The organism is Mycobacterium sp. IS-1590 (assembly GCF_001500025.1).
In the GTDB taxonomy this organism is placed as follows: domain Bacteria; phylum Actinomycetota; class Actinomycetes; order Mycobacteriales; family Mycobacteriaceae; genus Mycobacterium.
Genome location: NZ_LQIW01000002.1, coordinates 109,989 through 130,685, shown reverse-complemented (window position 1 = coordinate 130,685; position 20,697 = coordinate 109,989). Strand labels below are relative to the sequence as shown.

The window sequence follows — 20,697 nt, the reverse complement described above, 5'->3', positions numbered from 1 at the left end:
TGGCGCTCGGACGACTCGCCATCGTCAGCTGGCGGGGGCCAGCATCTCCTTCCACCCGTCATCCCCGGGCGTGCCCGTGTTGTTGACGTTGTACTTCACGCCATCCGGGCCGACGACTTGACCGCTGGTCGGACTGTAGACCGCTGAGGAACCGGGCGGCCCCGGTGCCGGGGTGTAGATGCACGGGTTGGGCTGCTGCCCACTGCAGGTCACGCTGCCCTGCCCCGGCGGAGTGAGCGGATCACTCACCGGCGCCGAGGAGACCGGCGGCGGCAGGTCGCTCGCCGGTGCCGGGTTGGTGCCACTGTTGACCGAGGGGGCCTGGATCACCCCGCGTCCCGGGTTCACCCCCTGGTCGCAACGAGCCCCCGCGGCCGGGCACGACAGAACCTGGTTGGGGTCGCCGTACCACGGGTTGGTGCCCAGCGGCACGTAGGGCTCGGGGCTTCGGCATTCCGTCGGTGTGGCCGCGCGCTTACCCGGTACGTCGACGCACGGATAGTTGCGCGCGCCGCGAACGACGTTGGCCTGGTAGTCCTTCGGGATCTTGCAGTACGTGCCCTTGGGCAGCGGCGCGGGGCTCGTGTCGGCCGGTGAACGCCATTCGGAGGCGGGCAGGAAGCCGGTCAGACACGGCGGCGGCTGGTTGATCGACAACGCCAGCGGCAGCTGCCCGAGATCTTCGAACAACGTGCCGGCCTGATTCATCGCCGCGCCCTGGGGCCACACGACCAGGACCTGCTCGACACCCTTGTTGTAGCGCTTGAGCATGTCGATGACGACCGTGAGGTTGGCCAGCGTCTGCGGAAGCGATTCACGGACCCCGCTGAACACCGCGTTGACCTGATCCAGCGTCGGCGCCGCCTGCTGCAGGCCACTGCGCAACGCCGGGTCCTGCTCGGCGGCCTGCGCGGCGATCACATTGAGGTTGCGCGACCACTGCTCGATGTTGTCGCCGGACTGCACCTGGCTGTCCAGGATCGGCGCCGCGTTCTCGATGATGTCGTTGACCTGCGGCAGGTTCTCCTGGAAGCCCTGCGCGATATTCGTCGTCGAATCGACCAGGCGCTGCAGCGCCGGGCCCAGACCGCCCACCGCCTCCGAGGTTTCGGTCAGCAGCTTGTCGATTTTCTCCTTCGGCAACACCGCCAGTCCCCGGTTCGCCGCGTCCAGGGCAGGCCCCACCTCACTGGGCACCGTGCTCTCGGTGATCGTCGAACCCGGTTCGAGTGTCTGACCGGGATTACCGGTGGAGACCAGATCCAGGTACTGCTCGCCGATCGCCGACACCGAGTGCACGTTGGCCGTCGCATCGGCAGGGATCTTGTAGCGATCCTCGATCCTCATGACGGCCACCGCACCGCGCTCGGTCGGCTCCACCGAGGTGACCTTGCCGATCTGGGTGCCCCGGTACGTGACGTTGGCCGTCGCGTACAGGCCACCCGAACGCGGTAGCTCAGCGCGCAGTTCGTACTGACCGATCCCCATCAGCGACGGGATGCGCAGGTAGTACCAACCCAGCACCACCAACGCGATCACGGTCAGGATTGTGAACAGCACCAACTGAATCTTGACGAATCTGGTCAGCACAGGTCATTCACCACGTTCCACCAACGGACCATTCGGAGCGTTGTGCGGGTTCGGCGTGAACCTCACGTCCGGGATCATCGTCGCCGGATCGCGTCCCCAGGCCTGCTCGAGTGCGCGCAGCATGCCCGAGACGCCGGTACCGGACAGGATGCCGTTGTCGAGCGCGGACAGCGTCAGGTCCACCATCAGCGACACGTTGAGGTAGTCGCCACGCACGACCTTCGGCACGTTCTCGATCGAGAACGGCGCGGTGAGCATCAACTTGAGCGCTCCGATCAGGTATGGCGAAGCCCGGCCCAGCTGTTTGAGCGGTCGCTGCAGCGCGGCCAGGTTCCTGTTCAGGTCGTCGCTGGCCGGTCCCAGGTAGTCGTTGGTCGCCCGGCTGATGCGCCCGAGCGCCTCGACGGCGTCGGCGAACAGATCGCGGGTGTCCGCGAAATGCTTGATCAGCGGCGGGAATTCGGTCAGCACCCGATCGAGGGTGTCGTTGCGCTGCGCGACGATCGACAGCAGCCGATCGGTGGAATCGATGGCGCGCGTGATGTCCTGGCGCTGCTGGTTCAGTTCGTCGGTGAACGTGTCCAGCTTGTTGAGGAATTCGCGGATCTGGTCGGCCCGGCCGTTGAGCACGTTGAAGATCTCGGTCTGGATGACCTCGAGGTTCTGCACGCCGCCGCCCTGCAGGATGGAGGCGATGCTGGCGAGCACGCGTTCGGTGGAGGGGTAGGCCGACGCGTTCGCGAGCGGGATGGTGTCACCGCTGCGCAGCGGCTCCGGTGACGGGTTCGGCGGCGGTTCCAACTCAACGTGTTGCGAACCCAAAAGGCTGGTCTGGCCGATGCGGGCCAGTGCGTTCTTGGGCAGCCGGACGTCGGACTGCAGATCCAGGGTCAGCGTCGCGACCCAGTTCTTCAGTTCGATGGCGCGGACGCGGCCGACATAGACGTCGGCCACGCGCACGCGACTGTTGACGTTGAGCGCCAACGTATCCGGCATCTGCACATAGATGGTCGTGCTGTCCGAGCCGGTGCCCGGGCCGCCCGGCAGCGGCACGTTGGCGATGCCCTTCCAGGAACCACACGAACTGAGCAGCAGCGCGATCGCGCTCAGCGCGACGGCACGACGGGCGAACCTGCTCCACTTGTGCGCGATCATCATCTACCTGCCTCTGCTGGTAGCGGTGGTCCCGCGGGTGCCGGGGCGGCGGGGGCGGCCGGTGCAGACGCGGGGCCCGCCAATGGCGAACCACCCGGATCGCCCGGAATCACGCCCGGCGCCGGCGGTGGCGGCGGACCCGGCTGCGGGTACCACGGCGGGGGCAGCGGGTTGTTCTGGTCGAAGGCGTTCGGCGGGCCGGGCAGGTTGCCGTCGCGGGTGGTGCCGAATGCCGGCGGAGCGGCCGGGACGGCGCAGTCGGGCCCGCCCAGCAGCTCGGCGAGGCATTCCGGGGTCATCATGTTGGTCGTGAAGGGCTGCACGTCGACGCCCTGCATGCCCGGAGCGGCCACCCAACCCGGTTCGTGGTTGCCGTGCGAGAACAAGGTGTCGCGCGACCAGATGCCCGGGACGGTGGTGTCCTTGTATCCCGGCTGCGGCTGCAGCCGCGGCTCCGAATACGCGATGTGCTTGGGCAGCGTGAGCGCGGAGGCGAACTGGTTCACCCCGAACGGCGGGAAGTTGAACTTGATCGCGTCGAGGATCGGCGCCAGGTACTGCGCGCACATCTCCGCCGACTCCTGGTAGCCCAGGCGGCTGCCCGCCTGGATCGAACTGCAGATGAACTGCAGCGGGTTGGCGAAGTTGTTGATGACGGGGATGCCCATGACGCCACCGGTGGTCGGGGAGACGATGTTCATCAGGTTCGCCCCGAGGTTGGGGAACACGTGCAGGGCGGTCTCCAAGCCGTTGCGCGGCTCGGGCTGCAGGATCGCGTTCGTCACGTCGGCCAGATTGTTTACGTCGTGGGTCAGCACCTCGGCGTTCTCGTCGAGGAACGACCGCGTGGTGGTCAACAGCTGGTTGAGGTCGGCCAGCGCGTTCGCGACCTCGCGGTCGGTGTTGGTGAACGCGTTGGTGAACTCGGCGAGGTCGTTGTTCAGCGCGACGAACTGCTGATCGCTCTGGTGCAGCGCGTTGACGAACAGCGCCAGGCTCTTGACGACACCGAAGAAGTCGTCGCGGCCCTCGTTCAGCGCGAACAGCGCCTCCGAGAGATTGTTCAGCGTCGCGTTGAGTTGCTTGCCCTTCCCGGCGAAACCGTCGGCGGCCGACTCGATGATGTCGCCGAACGGTCCCTTCGGTTGATCCGGCGTCGGCCCCAGATCGGTCAGGATGCGGTTGATCGAGTCACGCAGTTCGTCGTACTCGACCGGCACCTGGGTGCGCTCGATCGGGATGGTCGCGCCGTCCTCCATCACCGGTCCTCCGGTGTAGGGCGGGGACAGCTGGATGTTGCGCGACGCCACCAGGCTGGGGTTCAGGATCGATGCGGTCGCGTTCGCGGGCACCTTGAACTTGTTCTCGTAGTTGAAGGTGACCTTCATCCGGTCACCCGCGGGCTGGATCGACTCGATCTGCCCCACCTGCACACCCATGATCTGCACCTTGTCGCCGGGATAGAGCGCAAGGGTGTCGCTGAAGTACGCGACGACGGTGTTGTGCGTCAACTTCTTGTACAGGTTGTACCCGACGAAGGCGGCCACCAGGGCCAGCACCACGATCAGCGCGCCGATGATGACCGTCGCGCGGGAAACCGCGGGCAGCTTCAGGTTTCGGACGTTGAAGATCGTCGACATCTGCTAACCCCCTAACCCTGCTGCGATCCCGGCGGAAGGAACGGCGGATTCCCGGGAAGTGGCGGCTGGCCCGCGGGCGCCAACTGCTGTCCGGGTCCCGGCACCGCGGGCGCGGGCAGCGCCGGTGGCAGCGGGGCGATGCCGGGCGTGAAGTCCGGCGGTTGCGGGGGCATCGGGCCGACGGGCACGGTACGTGCTCCCGGCGGCGCGGGCGCAAGCTGTCCGTGTGCACCCGGCACGTTCGGCGGGATCTGACCCGGGATGGCCGCGGCGGGCACACCCGGCGACGGCTGCGGACCGTGCACGTTGGGATCCGAGGTCGCCACGTTGGGCGGACCGTAGGCGGGTCCGCCGAACGGACCCACGGACAGGTCCGCACACGGCAGCGGGTCGCCGGGCCGCGGAAGTCCGTCGGCGGGCGGCGTGTACGAGCACGGCGATCCCTTCAGCACACCGGGTCCCGGGTTCTCCGGGGTGCCCTCGAGCACGGCGGGCCCCGGCGGCGGGGCACCGTTGTCGAAGCCCTGCGCGTTCGGGTCCGGGAAGCGCCAGGCGGGCAGGCCCGCGTCGCGCCAGAATTTCTCCGGGTCGATCCCGCGCTTCTTGAAGGCGGCGTCCACGAACGGCTGCAGGATCTGGCCCGGCAGCAGGTTGACGAGCATCACCTTGAAGTACGGACCGGAAGCGACCGCCTCGCCCAGCGACGCCACGAAGCTGGCGGTGGTGACGAGCGTGTCCATCAGGTCGAATCGCCGCTCACGCAGGACGTCGCTGACGACGCGCAGCTGTTCGAGCACCCGGTTGAGGTTCGGGTTGTCGTCGATGAAGCCCTTGACCTGCTCGGAGAACGCGCCGACGCGCTCGAGCAGCATGCTGACCGCGTACTGGCGCTCGTTGATGGCGCCGAGCAGCGACTGGGCGTTGACCAGCAGCCGGTTGATCTGTTCGCTGCGGCTACCGAGGATGCCCGCGATCTCGTTGGCGTTGGCCAGCAGCTTCTTGATGTCCTCGTCGCGCTTGCCGATGGTGTCGGAGAACCGGGCCACCCCGTCGAGTGCGGCGCTCAGGTGCGGGTAGGTCTGGTCGATGGTTTCCGAGAGCACGTTCAACGATTCGCGCACCGTCTTGGTGTCCCATTCGGAGGCGGCCTTCGTGACGTCGAAGAAGGCGTCGTAGATCTGGTACGGCGTCGTGGTCTGGCCGAGCGGGAGCACGCCGTTGGCGCGCAGCGCCTCGGATCCGCGCGGCTCGATCTCGATGTTGCGGCGCCCGAGGATGGTGTCGGTGCGGATCGCGGCGCGGCTGGCCGTGCCGATCTGGGTGCCGTCGAGCGAGAAGCCGATCCTGACCCTGTCGCCCTCGATCTCCATGTCGCGCACCAGGCCGACGTCGACGCCCGCGATGCGCACCTTGTCGCCCTTGGTGATGCCGCCGGTGTCGGAGAACTGCGCGTAATAAGTAGGTGTCGCGAACAGCATCGGCACGCTGGCAAAGCTCTGGCCCACGCCGATGACCACGATCAGGATGACGATGCCCATCAACCCGTTTCGGACCCTGTTCGACCCTTCGAGCGTCCTCATTGCGGCGTGCACCTACCCGACGGCTGGCTGAACAGTTTGACGGTCCGGACGGGACCACCCGGCTGGAGCCCGTTGATGCGAAGCGAGATGTCGCAGGCGTAGAAGTTGAAGAAGTCGCCGTAGATGCCGCCGGCCCGGCCGATGATCTTGAACGCCGTCGGCAGCCTGACCAGGATGTCGTTCAACTGTTCCCTCTGGTCCACCAGCGGTTGCTGCACTGCCTCGAGGTGCCCGACGGTGCTCTGCAGCAGCGGCCGGTTTTCGGCGAGCAGATCGGCGACGGTGCCCGCCGCGTCGCTGATGTCGGCCACTGAACTGGCGACAGGATCCCTGCGGTTGTTCAAGCCGGTGATCAGCTTCTCGAAGTCCTGCACGGTCTGGTCGAACTCGCCCTGGTGCCTGACCGTGGTGTCCAGCACGGTGTTGAGGTTCCGGATGACCTCGCCGATGGCCTGGTCGCGGTCGGCCAGCGCCGCCGTCAGCGAGGCGGTCTGGTCGAGGATGTCGTTGATGGTGCCGCCCTGCCCCTGGAAGACGGTGATGATCGACTGGGCGATCTCGTTGACCTTGTCGGGATCCAGCGCCCGGAACACCGGCCGGAATCCGCCGATCAGCGCATCGAGATCCAGGGCCGGCTGGGTGCGCTCGATCGGGATCGTGCCGCCGGCGGGCATCCGCTTGTCGCTGTCGCCCCGCTTGAGTTCCAGGTACCGGTCGCCGATCAGGTTCAGATAGCGCACCGAGGCGGTGGTGCCTTCGAACAGCGGCAGCGACCGGTCGACGTTGAACTCGACCTTCGCCTGCGAACCGCCGTTGGTCAGTTCGACCTTGGACACCTTGCCGACCTCTACACCCGAAGCGCGGACGAACTGCCCGGAGCGAAGGCCGCTGGCGCTCGAGAAGATCGCGGTGTAGCCGGTGGTGCGGTCGAATCGCACCTGACCGAACACCACCACGATGATCGCGGTGAACAGCAACAGCACCAGTGAGAAGGCGCCGAGCTTGATGGCGGTACCGGTGATTTTCATGGGTTGATCGTGTTCTCCCCGATTTGGCGACCCCAGACGTACTCGATCAGGATCGGTTGGCCCAACTCGAAGTGGTTGTACGGCGCGATGGACGCACCGGTGTCCATGACCAGGTACGGCGCCGGCCACAGATCACGGGTGATCGGCTGCCAACAGCCGGGGCGGCCTTCCGGGCCGCCCTTGGCGTTCACCCGGGGCAGGTTGTCCGGGTACACCCAGGGGTTGCCCGCGCCCATCAGCTCCGACAGCGTCCGCAGCGAATAACCGTTGCCGCCGAGCGACGCCGCGACCTTGGGCTCGGCGTCGTGGTAGTTGCGGATCATGCAGAACAGCGCGGGGCTGTACTCGTCGAGCAGCTCGGAGGTGATCACGAGATCCTCGGCGCCGCGCAACAGGTACGGGCCGCCGCGCTCGAAGACGTCGCCGCCGGTGTTGCCGAACCCGACGGCCGCCATCAGCGCCTGGTCGATGTTGCCCTGCTGCTCGTTGAGCGTGCGGGCGGTGGTGACCGCGTTCTCCAACCCGTCGAACAGGTCGGGCGCCGCGTTGGCGTACACCTCGCCGAGATCGGCCAGCAGCCGGTTGTCCCGCCGGAGCTCGGGCATCCTGGCGTTGACGTCGGTGAGGATCTGGTTGCCGTTGATGATCGACTGGCCGAAGCGATCGCCCAGCCCGTCGAGCGCCTCGGCCGTCGCGCTCAGTGTCTGGTTCAGCTTGATCGGGTCGACCTGCTCGGAAAGCGACACGACGGTTTCGAACAAGGTGTTGAACTCCGTCGTCACCGTGGTCACGTCGATCACGTCCGACGACGTGATGCGTTGCGGTGTCGGGTTTTTCGGCGACGAGAAGTTGATGTACTTGTTGCCGAAGACGGTGGTCGCGTCGATGCTGGCGTCGACGTTCTTCGGGATCAGGTCGAGGTACTTCGGGTCGACGTCGAGCAGGATCTTGGCCCTCGGCTCACCGCCGACGTCGACTGCCTCCACATTCGCCACCCGGCCGATCTCGACGCCGTTGTAGGTGACCTTGGCGCCGGGATCCATGGACAGGCCCGACCGCGCGGAGATGAGGGTCAGCTGTTCGCGCGGCAGGAAGTCGCCGCGGAACTGCATGTACACCAGCACCAGCCCGACGACTGCCAGCAGGCTCAGCACCAGGCCGGCCAGCTTGTAGGGCGGGGTGCGGGGGTTATTGAGTGGGGCGGTCATGGCGCTACACCGTCAGGTTGAAGTTCGGGTCGACGCCGTAGAGCGCCAACGAGGCGAACAGGACCACACAGACGATCGCCACCAGCGAGGCGCGCATCGAGCGACCGACGGCCTCGCCGACGCCGACCGGGCCGCCGCTGGCGAAGTAGCCGTAGTAGCAGTGGTTGAGCATCACGATGACCGAGATGATCACCGCCTGGATGAACGACCAGAAGACGTCGTCGGGACGCAGGAACGTCCGGAAGTAGTGCTCGTAGGTGCCGATCGACTGGCCGTAGAAGAACGTGGTGGTCACCTGAGCGGACAGGAAGCTCATGATGATCGCCATCGCGTACAGCGGGATGATCACGATGAAGCCCGCCATGATCCGGGTCGACACCAGGTACGAGATCGACTTGATGCCCATCACCTCGAGCGCGTCGATCTCCTCGCTGATGCGCATCGCGCCCAGCTCGGCGGTCGCGCCCGCTCCGACGGTGGCGGCCAGCGCCTGGCCCGCGACCACCGGCGCCGCGATACGGACGTTGATCAACGCGGCGAAGAACCCGGTGAATGCTTCGACGCCGATGTTGCCGAGCGAGGCGAAGCCCTGGATCGCCACCAACGACGAACCGGACAGCGTCACGAAACCGACGATCGCGACCGTTCCGCCGATCACGGCCATCGCGCCCGTGCCCATGCCGATCTCGGCGATCAGGCGCAGCGTCTCCTTGCGGTAGTAGCGCAGCGCGTGGCCGATCGAGCCGACCGCGGTGATGACGAACCACGCGACGTGCCCGACGCTGTCGAGGAACCGCGCCGGTGCGCTGGCCACATCCTTGGTGCGCTCGTACGCCCGCGGAAACCGAGATCGCAGGACCGTTGTCGTCGACACGTCAGCTCCCTGTTCCGAACCGGACACCGATCGTGGTCAGCACCACGTTGACCGCGAACAGCGCGATGACGCAGAGCACCAGGGTCTCGTTGACCGCGGTGCCGACGCCCTTGGCGCCGCCGGCGACGGTCAGCCCGCGGTAGCAGCCGACCAGGCCGGCGATCAGGCCGAACGTCATGGCCTTGATGATCGAGATGACGACCTCGGGCAGCCCGGTGATCAGGGTCAGCGTCGAGACATAAGCGCCCGCCGAGACGTTCTGCAGGTAGACGCCGAAGATGAAGCCGCCGACCAGGCCGACCGTGATCACCGCGCCGTTGAGCAGCAGTGCGACGAAGGTGGAGGCGACGACGCGGGGCACCACCAGCCGGTGGATCGGGTCGATCCCGAGCACCTCCAGCGCGTCGATCTCCTCGCGGATGGTGCGTGCGCCGAGGTCGGCGCAGATGGCGGTCGAGCCCGCCCCGGCGACCACGAGCACCGTCACCAGCGGCCCGAGCTGCGTGACGGCGCCGATCGCCGCCCCCGCACCGGAGACGTCCGCGGCGCCGAATTCGGCCAGCAGGATGTTGAGCGTGAAGATCAGCAGCACGGTCAACGGGATGGAGACCGCCAGTGTGGGCAGGAACGCCACCCGCATCAGGAACCAGCTCTGCAGAATGAACTCGCGCCACTGGAACGGCGGCTTGAACAGGGCCTTACCGACCAGAACGCACATGCGCACGAAGCCGCCGACCGCTTCCAGGCCGGGTCTGACCTGATCTCGTACGTAACCGACAACGCCGGTCGACGCCGTCACCAGTGTGCTCCCGTGGCGCAACGGCGACTGTCGCGGTGCACCGGCAGCCCCTGTCGCACGACCCCTCCTTGCCCCGACCTGATTGTTGTTATCCCCGTCTCGCTACCAGTCGGTAGTAAGACAGACCACAGGAATGTACCCGATGCGATTCCCGCCGTGCAGGGCATCGGGCGGATTGTGCCCGTAACCGTTAGCAAACCCGATTCCGTTCTCTAATTCGGCTGTGGCGCAGCAGAAACCGTTCCTCCGGAGCTACTTTCGGCGGCGTCGACCGGCTTCGCGGCCCCAAACCGTGCGCGCAGTTCGGTTTTCAGGACTTTGCCGGCGGGGTTGCGCGGCAACGCATCAACGACCTCGACGGCCTTCGGGTGCTTGTACCGGGCGAGCCGATCGTCGAGGAACGCGTCGAGCTCGCGCAGGTCCAGATCGGTCTGCGCGGCCGCGCCGAGGGCAACGACCGCCACGGGAACCTCGCCCCATTTATCGTCCGGACGCCCGATGACGGCGGCCTCCGCGATCGCCGGGTGGGCGGCGAGTGCGTTCTCCACCTCGGCGCAGTAGATGTTCTCTCCGCCGGAGATGATCATGTCCTTCTTGCGGTCGACCACCCAGACATAGCCCTCCTCGTCCTGGCGGACGAGATCGCCGGAGTGAAACCACCCGCCGGCAAACGCTTCCGCGGTGGCCTGGGGATTGTTCCAGTAGCCGGCCATGAGAGTCGGTGCGCGATAGACGATCTCACCGACCTGACCGACCGGGACGTCGTTCATGTCCTCGTCGACGACGCGCGCCGCCACCGTGGGGATGACCTTGCCGACCGATCCGAGTTTGCGGATGGCGTCCTCACCCAACAGCATGCAGGTCACCGGCGACATCTCCGTCTGGCCGAACGCGGCCAGGATCTGGGTGCCGGGGAAGGTTTCGGACATCTGGCGCAGCAGCGTGTCCGAGGCCGGCGCGGCGCCCCAGGACAGCACCCGCAGCCGTAGCTGACGGGGCCGTGCCTGCTGTGCGGCACACACCGCCTGCCACTGTGCGGGTACCAGGAAGATGCCGGTCACCTGCTCGGCTTCGAGTACGTCGAGCAACTCGTCCGGATTGAACGCACCCAGCGGATAGATGACCGTCGGCCGGCCCAACAGCAGGCCAGGAATCATGTTGCCGATGCCGGCGATGTGGAACATCGGCACGCCGATGAACCCGACGTCGTTGTTGATGTCGGCGCCGTTGGTGAACAGGAACGTCAGCGCCTGGCCGGCGATGTTGGTGTGGGTGAGCACCGCGCCCTTGGGCCGGCCGGTCGTGCCGGACGTATACATGATCAGCGCCGGGGAGTCGTTGGGGATGTCGACGACCGTCGCCGGCTCACCGGCCTCCGCGACGAGCTCGTCGTAGCCGATCACGTCGCCCTCGGTGGCGCCACCGGCCACGATGACCGTGGTCAACGTCGAGTCGATGTCTCGCACCGCGGTGGCGACATTGGCCAGCACCGCCTCGGTGATGACGACCGTGGCCTGACAGTCGCTCACCAGGAACGCGATCTCCGGCGGGGTCATGCGGAAGTTGACCGGGACCGCGACCGCGCCGAGCTTGTTGACCGCGAGGAACGCCTCCACGTACTCGGTGCGGTTGAGCATCAGGATCAGCACCCGGTCGCCAAAGCTCACCCCGCGGCGGCTCAACGCGCCGGCCAGTGCGTTCACCCGAGCGTCGAGCTCACGCCATGTCGTGGTCTTGCCGAGGTGGCGCAGCGCGGTGGCGTCCGGCTGCATCAGCGCATGACGGGCCAGCTGGTTGGTCCAGTTCTGTCTGCGGGCGAGGTACGGCTGGGTTGTGGGGTCGGGGTCCGGCGGTGGAAGGGAACTCACCTGCTGCTGCTCCATCGAATCTCGGGGTTGCGCGCGTTTGACATTTGATCAAACATGGTGTTGCCCCGGTCACACTATGGCCTCGGCCGCTCGGGTACAAGCCCTCGTCAACGATGGCCAGACCGCACCGGAGAACACAGTGAACGCACCGACCGCACGGCTCCCGCGGCCGCGGCGGGGAGTGCGGCGTGAGCAACTGTCCGACGAGGTCGCGGCGCGTCTGCGCGCCGACATCATGACCGGCGTGCTGCGGCCGGGCACCTTCATCAGGCTCGACGAGACCGCCGCCGCCCTGGGGGTGAGCATCACCCCGGTGCGCGAGGCGCTGCGTACCCTGCGCGGCGAAGGCATGGTGCAGCTCGAACCGCACCGTGGCCATGTGGTGGTTCCGCTGTCGCGGGCCGACGTCGAGGACATCTTCTGGCTGCAGGCGACGATCGCTCGGGAGCTGGCGGCCACGGCCGTCGAGCGCGTCACCACCGAAGAGATAGACGAGTTGGACCGGCTCAACGACGAGTTGGAGCTGGCCGTCTCGCGTCATGATGTCGAGGAGATAGCCGCCGCGGAGTTCGTCTTCCACCGGGCCTTCAACCGGGCGACCGGCCGGATCAAGTTGGCATGGTTTCTTCTGCACGTCGCGCGCTATCTGCCGGGGCAGATCTACGCGGGCGATCCACAGTGGGGGGTTTCCGCGGTGGCGACCCACCGCGAGCTCACCGCGGCGCTGCGCTGTCGCGACGTCGACGCCGTCGTCGCCCTGACCGCCGGCGAGTTCACCGACGGCGCCCAGCGGCTGATCGCGCGGCTCGACGAGACGGGATTGTGGAGTTGAGGCTCCCGGACAAGTAAGGCCTCTCGCAGGTCGCCTGTTACTGACCGGCCGTCGCAGCTCGGCTGTTACTGACCCGCCGTCGCAGCTCGGCTATTACTGACCCGCCGTCGCAGCTCGGCTATTACTGACCCGCCGTCGCAGCTCGGCTGTACCTGACCCGCCGTCGCAGCTCGGCTGTTTACGACCGGCCTTCTGCAGATTGTCCGGCCGCAGGTACGAGTCGCCTGGGGACCATTTCGATCATTGCCCGGCTAGCAGCGAATTTTTCGCTGCCAGCGAGTTTTTCGCTGCAAGGTGGGCACTTGGATGAATGGTCGGCGGCAGCACGCCTGGGACCGCCCGGAGACCGCCAGGGGACCGCCCCGGGGACCACCTGGGGATGACGTGACGCGCGCGGGCGCGAACTGTCGGGGGTTGGCGGCACATTCGTGACATGACCAGAAAGCGGCACATCTACGGCGTCGAACTGCGGTACGTGCTGACGTTCTATCTGTCCCAGAACGGCCCCACCACCATCGCCGACCTGATCGACGCACTCGACTACTACAACTTCGCCCTACCCGGACCGGCGCCCAAGTGGGTCTCCGATGCGTTGCGCTGGGAGATCGCACACGGCCGGGTGCGGCGGCTCCGACGCGGCCTCTACGGCCCGGGCCACACACCGCGCTCGACCGCGGATCGGATTCGAAACCGCGTGATGGACCTGCGGGCAGAAGCCGACATGCTCGCGGGCCGCGATTTCGAGAAGTGGCTGGATGCGCTGCCCGATTGACGAACCGGTCCTACGTGGAGGCCAACTGTTCGGCACGGGCCTTGAGATTGTCGGCCAGATAGTCCAGCGTGTCCCCGATCGCCTTCTTCACCATCGGCTTCGGAATGGGCAGCTTGGTCTCGACGTCGAGGTCGACGGTCAGCAGCGACGTCGCCCCGAGGGGGACCACGGAGAACTTCTGCTCCTGCTTCTCGAAGTGGTCGCCCTGCTGCAGGACGGTGAAGATCTGGTTTTCTCCCGGGTAGTAGACCGCGGTGATGAAGGTGCCCGACTGACCCTGCACCACGACGTCGAGGCGCAACTGGCTGGGCCGGCCGTCGTCGTACCGGGCCAGCACCCAGCACCCTTTGATCTCTTCGTTCCACTGGGGGTAGGCCTCGAAGTCGGCGACGATCCCCATGATCGCGTCGGCGGAGGCCGCCACCTCGACGGTTTTGCTCACGAGCGGCATCCGACGAGCATATCGACTACTAAACGCGCGCCTTCTCCAGCAGCTCGCGGATCGGGGCCGGGATCGGTACCGGACGCCGACTGTCCCGCTCGACATAGACATGTACCCAGTGGCCCACCGCGGCGGTCGGGCCGTCGTGCTGCCAGAGCCCCAACCGGTAGGTGACGCTGCTGGTGCCCAGACGGCTGACCGCAAGGCCGACCGTGAGCGGTTCGGGGAACCGCAGCTCCGCCAAATATCGGCACCCCGATTCGGCGACCACACCCAACCACGGCACGGTCAGCGGGTCGATCCCGAGGCTGGTGTTGATCCAGCCGTTGATCGCCGAGTCGAACAACGCGTAGTACACCGCGTTGTTGAGATGCCCGAACATGTCGTTGTCGGCCCACCTGGTGGTCACCGGCCAGTGCACCGGAAACTGCGTTGGGGTCGGCACCTCCGTAGGTTCGGGCATGACAGCAGTCTTGCAGCCCGGCAGGGTTCGAGCCTGCCGCCGCTCCCTAGCAGGGTGAGCTTGCGCAAGCCTCGGCCGCGCGGGAGTAGTTACTGGAGGCCTGGATCGTGAAGCAGTCCAAATGCACGAGCTCTCATGTGGTTTCCGTCGAGATTCGTCGAGGCTCGCCAGATGGTGTGACGGTGCGGGTCGCACGTCCCATGACGAGGGGGTGGACGATCGCCGGCATGGCGCGCCAGACGCTGTGTTGGGCCGAGACCGTGAAGCCGCAGGCGCGCAGGTGCCCGACGGTGTCGCGGTTGCAACGGCAGCCACCTGCGAAGTGGCGCCACGGTTCGGCGAGTCTGTCCTGGCACGCGGCCAGCAATCGCGAGCTTGCGCGCACGTGCTCGATGAACAGCAGCTGCCCGTCGGGCCGGAGCACCCGTGCAATCTCGCGCAACACACGCTCAGGCTCGTCGACCGTGCACAGGGCGAGCGTGGAGACGACGGTGTCCACCGACGCGTCGACGAATGGCAGGTGCTCTGCTTTAGCGTCGACAATCCGTGTGGCACAACCGTGCCGGCGTACACGACGCGAGAGCTTCCTACGCATTCCCGGCTCGGGTTCGGTGAGCACCAGCTCCGTGACAGCCGCCGGATAGTGCGCCACGTTCAGTCCAGTCCCGGCGCCGATCTCGACGACGCGGCCGTAGGCATCGGCCAGCAGCGCAGCGCGCCTGCGACGCATGCCTGCGGTCTCACCCAGCCACAGCAAGGGGTCGTACGCCAGAGCGAAGATCCGCAGCCACGCAGCCGATTGCGGCTTTGCGCCCGATTCGCGGCTCGACTTGATATCGGCGATCTCGGTCATATCGCAAACGTAGGAGCGGGCACTCCAGGCACACATCGCCCGATGCGGCCATCTTTGGCGGATGGCCCTTTTCGGCTACCTCTTTCGGCTACCTCACAGGAGTCCGAGTCGCGCGGCTTCCGCGACGGCGGCAGTGCGTGAGGTGCGGCCGAGCTTGCGGCGGATGTTCGCGACGTGTCGGTGCACGGTGTGCGGGCTCAGGACCAGGTCTTCGGCGATTTCGCGGTCGCTGAGACCACGCGCGATGCACGCCAGAATTTCACGCTCCCGAGAGGACAGCACCTGCTCCTGGCCGGCCGCGTGCCGCGATGACGGTTGCGGCGTCGTCGCCAACGCTTGACGGCATGCGCGGACGACGGAGTCGGCGTCACCGTGCCACGGGAAGTGCGCGTCACCTTTCAGCGGAACGAAGGTGGCACCCGGAATCGCGGCCGCGACCTCGCGCCCGAGCCGGTACGGCACGGCCCGGTCGTCTCGGCGATGCACCACCAGCGTTGGCGCGCGGACGCGCGCGAGAACGTCACGCACATCGAGGCGGTAGACGAGAGCCAAGACGGCGGCGGCGGTCTCGGCCGTGGCCGCCTCACGCTGTAGCCGGCCGAAACGCTCGTGCTCGTCAGCGCCGGCCCTGCCGAGGAAGATGTCGCCGAGAAGACGGGATCCCAGTCCCCAATGTGCTTGTATCGCAGCCAATATCGCGTCCCCGACACCGGGCGCCGTGAGTTGCGTTCCGTCCGGATAGGACCCGTACAACACCAACCGCTCGACACGCTCGGGGAAGGCCGCGGCGAATGCCACTGCCGTGCAGCTCCCCGATGAGCCACCGATGAGCGAAACGCGTTCGAACCCGAGCTCGTCGACAAGTGAACGCAGCGTTGCGACCTCGTTGTCGAGACTGAGATCGGAGTCGCACAGCGTGCGGTCGGACATGCCGACTCCGAGCCGGTCGTAGCGGATCAACGTGTACCCGTCGGCGATTCCCTCCCAGAACCGACGAAAGTCGGCGTTCTGCCAGTCCAGTTCGAGGTGGCTGACCCACCACGTCGGAGCGATCAGCGGCGGGCCGCTGCCCCGAACTTCGTACGCGATGCGGCGCCCGCCGACGGGCAGAAACCGAATCTCGGACCTTTCCGGCACGCCAGCAGCGTAATGCGAACCCGCCCGTCGGATCGTCGGCTTGACCACGCCAGTGGATTGTCGGCCCGGACGACGGGACGGCAAGCTGTAGTGATGAGGATCCGCGGTGCCGTGCTGGAGGAGATCGGCCGCCCCCGGCCGTACGCCGAGTCCAAACCCCTGACAGTCGACGAACTCGACCTCGCCGCGCCCGGTCCGGGCGAACTGCTGGTTCGGGTACAGGCCGCCGGGCTCTGCCACTCCGACCTGTCGGTGGTCGACGGCAACCGGGTGCGGCCCGTGCCCATGCTCCTCGGCCATGAGGCCGCCGGGGTGGTCGAGGCGATCGGCCCCGGCGGTTCCGACGTCGAGGTCGGGACCCGCGTGGTGATGACATTTCTGCCTCGGTGTGGTGAATGTCGAGCCTGCGCGACGGACGGCCTGACCCCCTGCGAGCCGGGCTCGGCGGCCAACGGGGCGGGCACGCTGATGACCGGCGAACGCCGGTTGTCGCGGGACGGTGCACCGGTCCACCACCACCTCGGTGTCTCGGGTTTCGCGACCCACGCGGTCGTCGACCGTCGCTCGGTCGTGCCTGTGCCCGACGACGTTCCCGCGGTGGTGACGTCTCTACTGGGCTGCGCGGTGCTGACCGGTGGCGGTGCGGTCATCAACGCCGGCCGGCCGCGATCGGGCGAGACCGTGGCCATCGTCGGCCTCGGCGGTGTCGGGATGGCCGCGGCGCTGACCGCACTGGCTGCCGACGACGTCCGGGTGGTTTGCATCGACCAGCTGCCCGACAAACTCGAGCGGGCGCGCGACCTCGGGGTGCACGACGCCTACACGCCGGAAGAGGCTCGGGACAGCGGGTTCAAAGCCGCCGTCGTCATCGAGGCCGTCGGTCATCCGAGCGCCCTGGAGACCGCGGTGGAACTCACCGCGCCGGGCGGGCGCACGGTGACGGTCGGGCTGCCTCGGCCGGATGCGCGGGTGTCGTTGTCTCCGTTGGGTTTCGTCGCCGAAGGACGCTCGCTGATCGGTAGCTACCTCGGGTCTGCGGTGCCCGCCCGCGAAATTCCGCACTTCGTGGGGCTGTGGCGGGCGGGACGGTTGCCGGTCGAGTCGCTGGTGTCGTCGACGATCACGCTCGACGAGATCAACTCCGGCATGGACGAACTGGCCGACGGCCGGGCCGTGCGTCAGATCATCCGCTTCGACTAGGCGTCAGAACCAGCCGTCGCGCATCTCCAGCGTCGTGCGATCCAGGCTGGCCAGCAGGTCGAGTTGCGGTGCGGTCTTGGGCAATTCGTACCGGAAGAAGTAACGGGCGGCCTGGCGCTTGCCGTCATAGAAGTCGCCGTTGTGACCGTGCGCGGCGATCTCCTGCTGCAGCCAGATCCAGGCGACGACGATGTGGCCGAACGCCTCGAGGTAGATCACGCTGTTGGCCATCGCGGCCTCGACGTCGCCGGAGCCGAACATCTCGCCGGTGACGGCGGTGAGGCGCTGCCATGCCGCGTCCAGCAGACGTGCGTGTTCGCCGATCGGGCCGCCGAGCGGGCCTGCCTCGTCGACCGTGCGCCCGATGGCCGCACCCAGCGCCGCCAGTCCCGCGCCACCGCGCGCAGGTACCTTGCGGCCCATCAGGTCCAGGCTCTGAATGCCGTGCGTCCCCTCGTGGATCGGGTTGAGCCGGTTGTCGCGGTAGTGCTGCTCGACGTCGTACTCGCGGGTGTAGCCGTACCCGCCGTGCACCTGAATCGCCAGGCTGTTGGCCTCCAGACACCACTGCGACGGCCAACTCTTGCCGACGGGTGTCAACATCTCGAGGAGCAGGGTGGTGGCGTCGCGCTCCTCATCGGAGGTCGCGCTGTGTTGGAGGTCGACGAGCTTGGCGCAGTACAACAGCAACGCCAGGCCACCCTCGGCATACGCCTTCTGCGCCAACAACATCCGCTTGACATCGGCGTGCTCGATGATCGGCACCTGCGGCGTCGACGGATCCTTGTCGCTGACCGGCCGGCCCTGCGGGCGTTCGCGGGCGTATTGCACCGACTTGAGAAAGCCGGTGTAACCGAGCGCCACCGCACCCATCCCGACACCGAGGCGCGCCTCGTTCATCATCGTGAACATGTAGGCGATTCCGCGGTGCGCTTCACCGACGAGGTATCCGACCGCGCCCGGTTTACCCCCAGGCGTGTACGTGCCCTCGCCGAGGTTCAGCACCGTGTTCGTGATGCCACGCTGGCCCATCTTGTGGTTCAGCCCGGCCAACACGACGTCGTTGCGCTCCCCGACCGCGCCGTCGGCGCCGAGCAGGTACTTGGGAACGATGAACAACGAGATGCCCTTGGTTCCCGGTGGCCCGCCGGGGATCTTGGCGAGTACCAGGTTGACGATGTTGTCGGTCAGTTCGTGTTCGGCACCCGAGATCCACATCTTCGATCCGAACAGCCGGAAGGTGCCGTCCTCCTGCGGTTCGGCGCGGGTGACGATGTCGGCCAGCGACGAACCCGCCTGGGTCTCCGACAGCGCCATGGTGCCCGAGAACCGCCCGGCCAGCATCGGTTTGACGAAGCCCTCCACCTGCTCGTCGGTACCGAAACGGGCCAGCAGGTTGGCGTTGGCCATCGTCAGCATGAGGTAGCCCGTCGTGCTGAGGTTGGCCGCCGAGAACCAGGCGAACGCGGCCTGCGCCACGGTCGCGGGCAGCTGCGCGCCGCCGAGGCGCTGTTCCATCGACATCGCGATCAAGTCGGCCTCGGCGAACGCGTCCCACGCCTCCTTCACCTCGGGGATGACGGTGACCTTCTCGCCGTCGAAGGTGGGCTCGTTGGCGTCGCTCTTCTTGTTGTGCGGCGCGAAGTACCGCGTCGCCAACTGCTCGCACAACTCGAGCACCGCGTCGAAGGTCTCGCGCGAATGCTCGGCGAACCGTTCGCGTTCGGTCAGCTCCTCGACCTTCAACCACTCGTAGAGCAGGAAGTCGAGGTCGCGACGCGACAGCAGGAGCGATTTCACGGTGCGGTGGCGGTGTCCGGTTCACCGGGTAGCGCGTCGACCTCGATGCCCAACGGCGACTCCGACCGCACCGACTCGTCGCGGATCAGACCCCGCAGCAGCGCCGTGCTGAACTCGACCGCGATCTCCTGTGCGGTGCGCCTGCCGTGCGGCCGCAGCCAGCGGTACGCACCCAGCGTCATGCCGATGTAGCCGAGCGCGAGGACGTGCGAGTCGCAGTCATAGAACTCGCCGCTGGCGATGCCGCGGTCGATGACGTCGCGCACGTGTTCGTAGACCTGGGTCTCCTTCTCCCGGATGTAGGCCACCTGGTCTTCGGTGAACCACTCGCCGATGTAGGGGCCCTCCTGGAAGTAGACGGCCGCGCGTTCGATGTCGCTGGCGATGCCGACCAGCAGTCGCCGGGTGAAGTGGTAGATCGTCTCGCGGGCCGACGCCGAGGGATCGTCGTGCAGTGCGTCCACGGTGAAGTCGGCGGCGCCCTTGTAGATGTCGTAGAGGATCAGCGACTTGCTGGCGTAGTAGTGGTACACCGTCGCCTTGTTCAGGCCGACCGCATCGGCGACATCGTCCATCCGGGTGCCGTGGTAGCCGCGGGCGGCGAACAGCTTGGTCGCGACCGCCAACAATTCGTCGCGACGGGTCCTCCCGTTCGGGGTGGCGGCGTCCGAAGAGGGCATGGCGACTCACTATATGCAGGCCGGAACCTCGTCCGGGTGTCAATCAACTGGTTGGAAGTGTAGGTGTTGGGGGTGTCGCCGGCCGCAGGGCGGGTCTAGACTTCCCCCATAACCGGCCCGTTACTCGAGAGGTGACCCCCATGGATCCGAATCCGGACTATGACGCGAGCGACGAGCTGGAGTACGGCGTGAACTGGTTCGCCTGGATTCTTCGGGGCGTCTACCCGCCACCGGCCTACCCGCCGGTTTAACCCGTCAACTGCCAGCGGTGCACACCCGCGCCCTGGGCGTAGGACAGGTGTCCGCCGAGCGCGCCGCCCACTGAGACCGCGGTCAACCCGAGCACGCTGAACGCACGCGCCGCACCCACCTTGCCGCGCTTGTACTTTCGATAGGCCACCCAGAACGACACCGCCGCGACCGTGTTGCCCGCCGCGTGCAGGAGCCCGACCCGTCGCTGCCGCTTGCCCAGTGTCGGGAACTCCGCAAGCCCGGCCAGCACGGCGGGTGGCGTGGCCGCCAACCCGATCGCGATGAGCTGCCGCGCGGCATCGCGGTCCTTGAAGATCAGGTCCAGCACCATCGACGACATCCACGCGCCGATCGGCAGGGTGACCATCAGCGGATGCGTGGGATGGCCCAGCCACGAGCCGCGCAGCCCCTGCGCCAACGCGCCGTCGCCGAGCGCCCGGTCGACGGCATCGGCCGTCAGGTCCGCGACCACATCGAGCGAGTCGGCCGATTCGGGGATCTGAAGAAGGGCGTGCATGTCCATG

19 protein-coding genes and 1 pseudogene are annotated in these 20,697 nt (G+C 67.2%); 4 read left to right on the top strand and 16 right to left on the bottom strand.

Annotation, left to right across the window (positions count from 1 at the left end):
• Window positions 1-24 precede the first annotated feature (24 nt).
• From AU197_RS03365 to fadD5, 9 genes are all read right to left on the bottom strand, one after another.
• The gene (locus AU197_RS03365) at window positions 25-1,590 is read right to left on the bottom strand and encodes an MCE family protein (RefSeq protein WP_064401105.1); all 1,566 of its coding nucleotides are present in this window, start codon (window positions 1,588-1,590) and stop codon (window positions 25-27) included.
• Between the two features lie 3 nt (window positions 1,591-1,593).
• On the bottom strand, window positions 1,594-2,748 hold the full coding sequence (locus AU197_RS03360; protein ID WP_064401104.1) for a virulence factor Mce family protein: 1,155 nt from the start codon (window positions 2,746-2,748) through the stop codon (window positions 1,594-1,596).
• The gene (locus tag AU197_RS03355) at window positions 2,745-4,385 is read right to left on the bottom strand and encodes a virulence factor Mce family protein (RefSeq protein WP_064401103.1); all 1,641 of its coding nucleotides are present in this window, start codon (window positions 4,383-4,385) and stop codon (window positions 2,745-2,747) included. The genes AU197_RS03360 and AU197_RS03355 overlap by 4 nt, the downstream gene beginning before the upstream one ends.
• Window positions 4,386-4,396: 11 nt before the next feature.
• Window positions 4,397-5,965, bottom strand: a complete 1,569-nt coding sequence (locus tag AU197_RS03350) for a virulence factor Mce family protein (RefSeq protein WP_064401102.1) — start codon at window positions 5,963-5,965, stop codon at window positions 4,397-4,399.
• Window positions 5,962-6,993, bottom strand: a complete 1,032-nt coding sequence (locus tag AU197_RS03345) for a virulence factor Mce family protein (protein ID WP_064401101.1) — start codon at window positions 6,991-6,993, stop codon at window positions 5,962-5,964. Before AU197_RS03345 ends, AU197_RS03350 begins: the two co-directional genes overlap by 4 nt.
• Window positions 6,990-8,201, bottom strand: coding sequence for an MCE family protein (locus AU197_RS03340; RefSeq protein ID WP_064401100.1), 1,212 nt, complete (start codon window positions 8,199-8,201; stop codon window positions 6,990-6,992). Before AU197_RS03340 ends, AU197_RS03345 begins: the two co-directional genes overlap by 4 nt.
• Before the next feature lie 4 nt (window positions 8,202-8,205).
• Window positions 8,206-9,075: an MlaE family ABC transporter permease gene (locus AU197_RS03335; protein WP_064401099.1), complete on the bottom strand. Its 870-nt coding sequence runs from the start codon at window positions 9,073-9,075 to the stop codon at window positions 8,206-8,208.
• Window position 9,076: 1 nt separating this feature from the next.
• On the bottom strand, window positions 9,077-9,874 hold the full coding sequence (locus AU197_RS03330; RefSeq protein WP_064401098.1) for an MlaE family ABC transporter permease: 798 nt from the start codon (window positions 9,872-9,874) through the stop codon (window positions 9,077-9,079).
• A 212-nt stretch (window positions 9,875-10,086) separates the two neighbouring features.
• The gene (gene fadD5 / locus AU197_RS03325) at window positions 10,087-11,757 is read right to left on the bottom strand and encodes a fatty-acid--CoA ligase FadD5 (protein ID WP_064401097.1); all 1,671 of its coding nucleotides are present in this window, start codon (window positions 11,755-11,757) and stop codon (window positions 10,087-10,089) included.
• Between the two features lie 124 nt (window positions 11,758-11,881).
• Here fadD5 and AU197_RS03320 point away from each other — a divergent pair, with 124 nt between their 5' ends.
• A complete protein-coding gene (locus AU197_RS03320; protein ID WP_231744806.1) occupies window positions 11,882-12,574 on the top strand; it encodes a GntR family transcriptional regulator in 693 nt (230 codons plus the stop codon).
• A 433-nt stretch (window positions 12,575-13,007) separates the two neighbouring features.
• Window positions 13,008-13,346 carry a hypothetical protein gene (locus AU197_RS03315; RefSeq protein WP_064401095.1) on the top strand — a complete coding sequence of 113 codons (339 nt, stop codon included), beginning with the start codon at window positions 13,008-13,010 and terminating at the stop codon, window positions 13,344-13,346.
• A gap of 10 nt (window positions 13,347-13,356) precedes the next feature.
• Here AU197_RS03315 and AU197_RS03310 read toward each other — a convergent pair whose 3' ends face one another.
• From AU197_RS03310 to AU197_RS03295, 4 genes are all read right to left on the bottom strand, one after another.
• Window positions 13,357-13,797 carry an SRPBCC family protein gene (locus AU197_RS03310; protein WP_064401094.1) on the bottom strand — a complete coding sequence of 147 codons (441 nt, stop codon included), beginning with the start codon at window positions 13,795-13,797 and terminating at the stop codon, window positions 13,357-13,359.
• 19 nt (window positions 13,798-13,816) lie between these two features.
• The gene (locus AU197_RS03305; protein ID WP_064401093.1) at window positions 13,817-14,251 is read right to left on the bottom strand and encodes an acyl-CoA thioesterase; all 435 of its coding nucleotides are present in this window, start codon (window positions 14,249-14,251) and stop codon (window positions 13,817-13,819) included.
• 133 nt (window positions 14,252-14,384) lie between these two features.
• Window positions 14,385-15,104, bottom strand: coding sequence for a class I SAM-dependent methyltransferase (locus tag AU197_RS03300; protein ID WP_082696482.1), 720 nt, complete (start codon window positions 15,102-15,104; stop codon window positions 14,385-14,387).
• Between the two features lie 93 nt (window positions 15,105-15,197).
• Complete coding sequence (locus AU197_RS03295; RefSeq protein WP_064401187.1) at window positions 15,198-16,241, bottom strand: alpha/beta fold hydrolase; 1,044 nt, start codon at window positions 16,239-16,241, stop codon at window positions 15,198-15,200.
• Window positions 16,242-16,334: 93 nt separating this feature from the next.
• On the opposite strand from AU197_RS03295, the gene AU197_RS03290 reads away from it, so the two are divergent.
• Window positions 16,335-17,441 (top strand): alcohol dehydrogenase catalytic domain-containing protein, encoded by a 1,107-nt coding sequence (locus AU197_RS03290; RefSeq protein ID WP_064401091.1) that lies wholly within the window; start codon window positions 16,335-16,337, stop codon window positions 17,439-17,441.
• A gap of 3 nt (window positions 17,442-17,444) precedes the next feature.
• On the opposite strand, the gene AU197_RS03285 is transcribed toward AU197_RS03290, so the two are convergent.
• Window positions 17,445-19,241, bottom strand: a complete 1,797-nt coding sequence (locus tag AU197_RS03285; RefSeq protein ID WP_064401090.1) for an acyl-CoA dehydrogenase — start codon at window positions 19,239-19,241, stop codon at window positions 17,445-17,447.
• Window positions 19,238-19,921 carry a TetR/AcrR family transcriptional regulator gene (locus AU197_RS03280; RefSeq protein WP_064348586.1) on the bottom strand — a complete coding sequence of 228 codons (684 nt, stop codon included), beginning with the start codon at window positions 19,919-19,921 and terminating at the stop codon, window positions 19,238-19,240. The genes AU197_RS03285 and AU197_RS03280 overlap by 4 nt, the downstream gene beginning before the upstream one ends.
• 134 nt (window positions 19,922-20,055) lie before the next feature.
• On the opposite strand from AU197_RS03280, the pseudogene AU197_RS26420 reads away from it, so the two are divergent.
• Window positions 20,056-20,172, top strand: a pseudogene (locus tag AU197_RS26420) (CAP domain-containing protein); the annotation flags it as partial.
• Here AU197_RS26420 and AU197_RS03275 read toward each other — a convergent pair.
• Entirely contained in the window at window positions 20,169-20,696 is a 528-nt protein-coding gene (locus AU197_RS03275) for a DUF2231 domain-containing protein (protein ID WP_064401089.1), read from the bottom strand. The pseudogene AU197_RS26420 and the gene AU197_RS03275 sit on opposite strands and share 4 nt — an antisense overlap.
• Between the last annotated feature and the right edge of the window lies 1 nt (window position 20,697).

Coding starts and splice junctions, on each gene's coding strand:
- AU197_RS03310 (WP_064401094.1), bottom strand. CDS start 13,797: ATGCCGCTCGTGAGCAAAACCGTCGAGGTGGCGGCCTCCGCCGACGCG.
- AU197_RS03305 (WP_064401093.1), bottom strand. CDS start 14,251: ATGCCCGAACCTACGGAGGTGCCGACCCCAACGCAGTTTCCGGTGCAC.
- AU197_RS03300 (WP_082696482.1), bottom strand. CDS start 15,104: ATGACCGAGATCGCCGATATCAAGTCGAGCCGCGAATCGGGCGCAAAG.
- AU197_RS03350 (WP_064401102.1), bottom strand. CDS start 5,965: ATGAGGACGCTCGAAGGGTCGAACAGGGTCCGAAACGGGTTGATGGGC.
- AU197_RS03355 (WP_064401103.1), bottom strand. CDS start 4,385: ATGTCGACGATCTTCAACGTCCGAAACCTGAAGCTGCCCGCGGTTTCC.
- AU197_RS03275 (WP_064401089.1), bottom strand. CDS start 20,696: ATGGACATGCACGCCCTTCTTCAGATCCCCGAATCGGCCGACTCGCTC.
- AU197_RS03290 (WP_064401091.1), top strand. CDS start 16,335: ATGAGGATCCGCGGTGCCGTGCTGGAGGAGATCGGCCGCCCCCGGCCG.
- AU197_RS03340 (WP_064401100.1), bottom strand. CDS start 8,201: ATGACCGCCCCACTCAATAACCCCCGCACCCCGCCCTACAAGCTGGCC.
- fadD5 (WP_064401097.1), bottom strand. CDS start 11,757: ATGGAGCAGCAGCAGGTGAGTTCCCTTCCACCGCCGGACCCCGACCCC.
- AU197_RS03345 (WP_064401101.1), bottom strand. CDS start 6,993: ATGAAAATCACCGGTACCGCCATCAAGCTCGGCGCCTTCTCACTGGTG.
- AU197_RS03360 (WP_064401104.1), bottom strand. CDS start 2,748: ATGATGATCGCGCACAAGTGGAGCAGGTTCGCCCGTCGTGCCGTCGCG.
- AU197_RS03280 (WP_064348586.1), bottom strand. CDS start 19,921: ATGCCCTCTTCGGACGCCGCCACCCCGAACGGGAGGACCCGTCGCGAC.
- AU197_RS03315 (WP_064401095.1), top strand. CDS start 13,008: ATGACCAGAAAGCGGCACATCTACGGCGTCGAACTGCGGTACGTGCTG.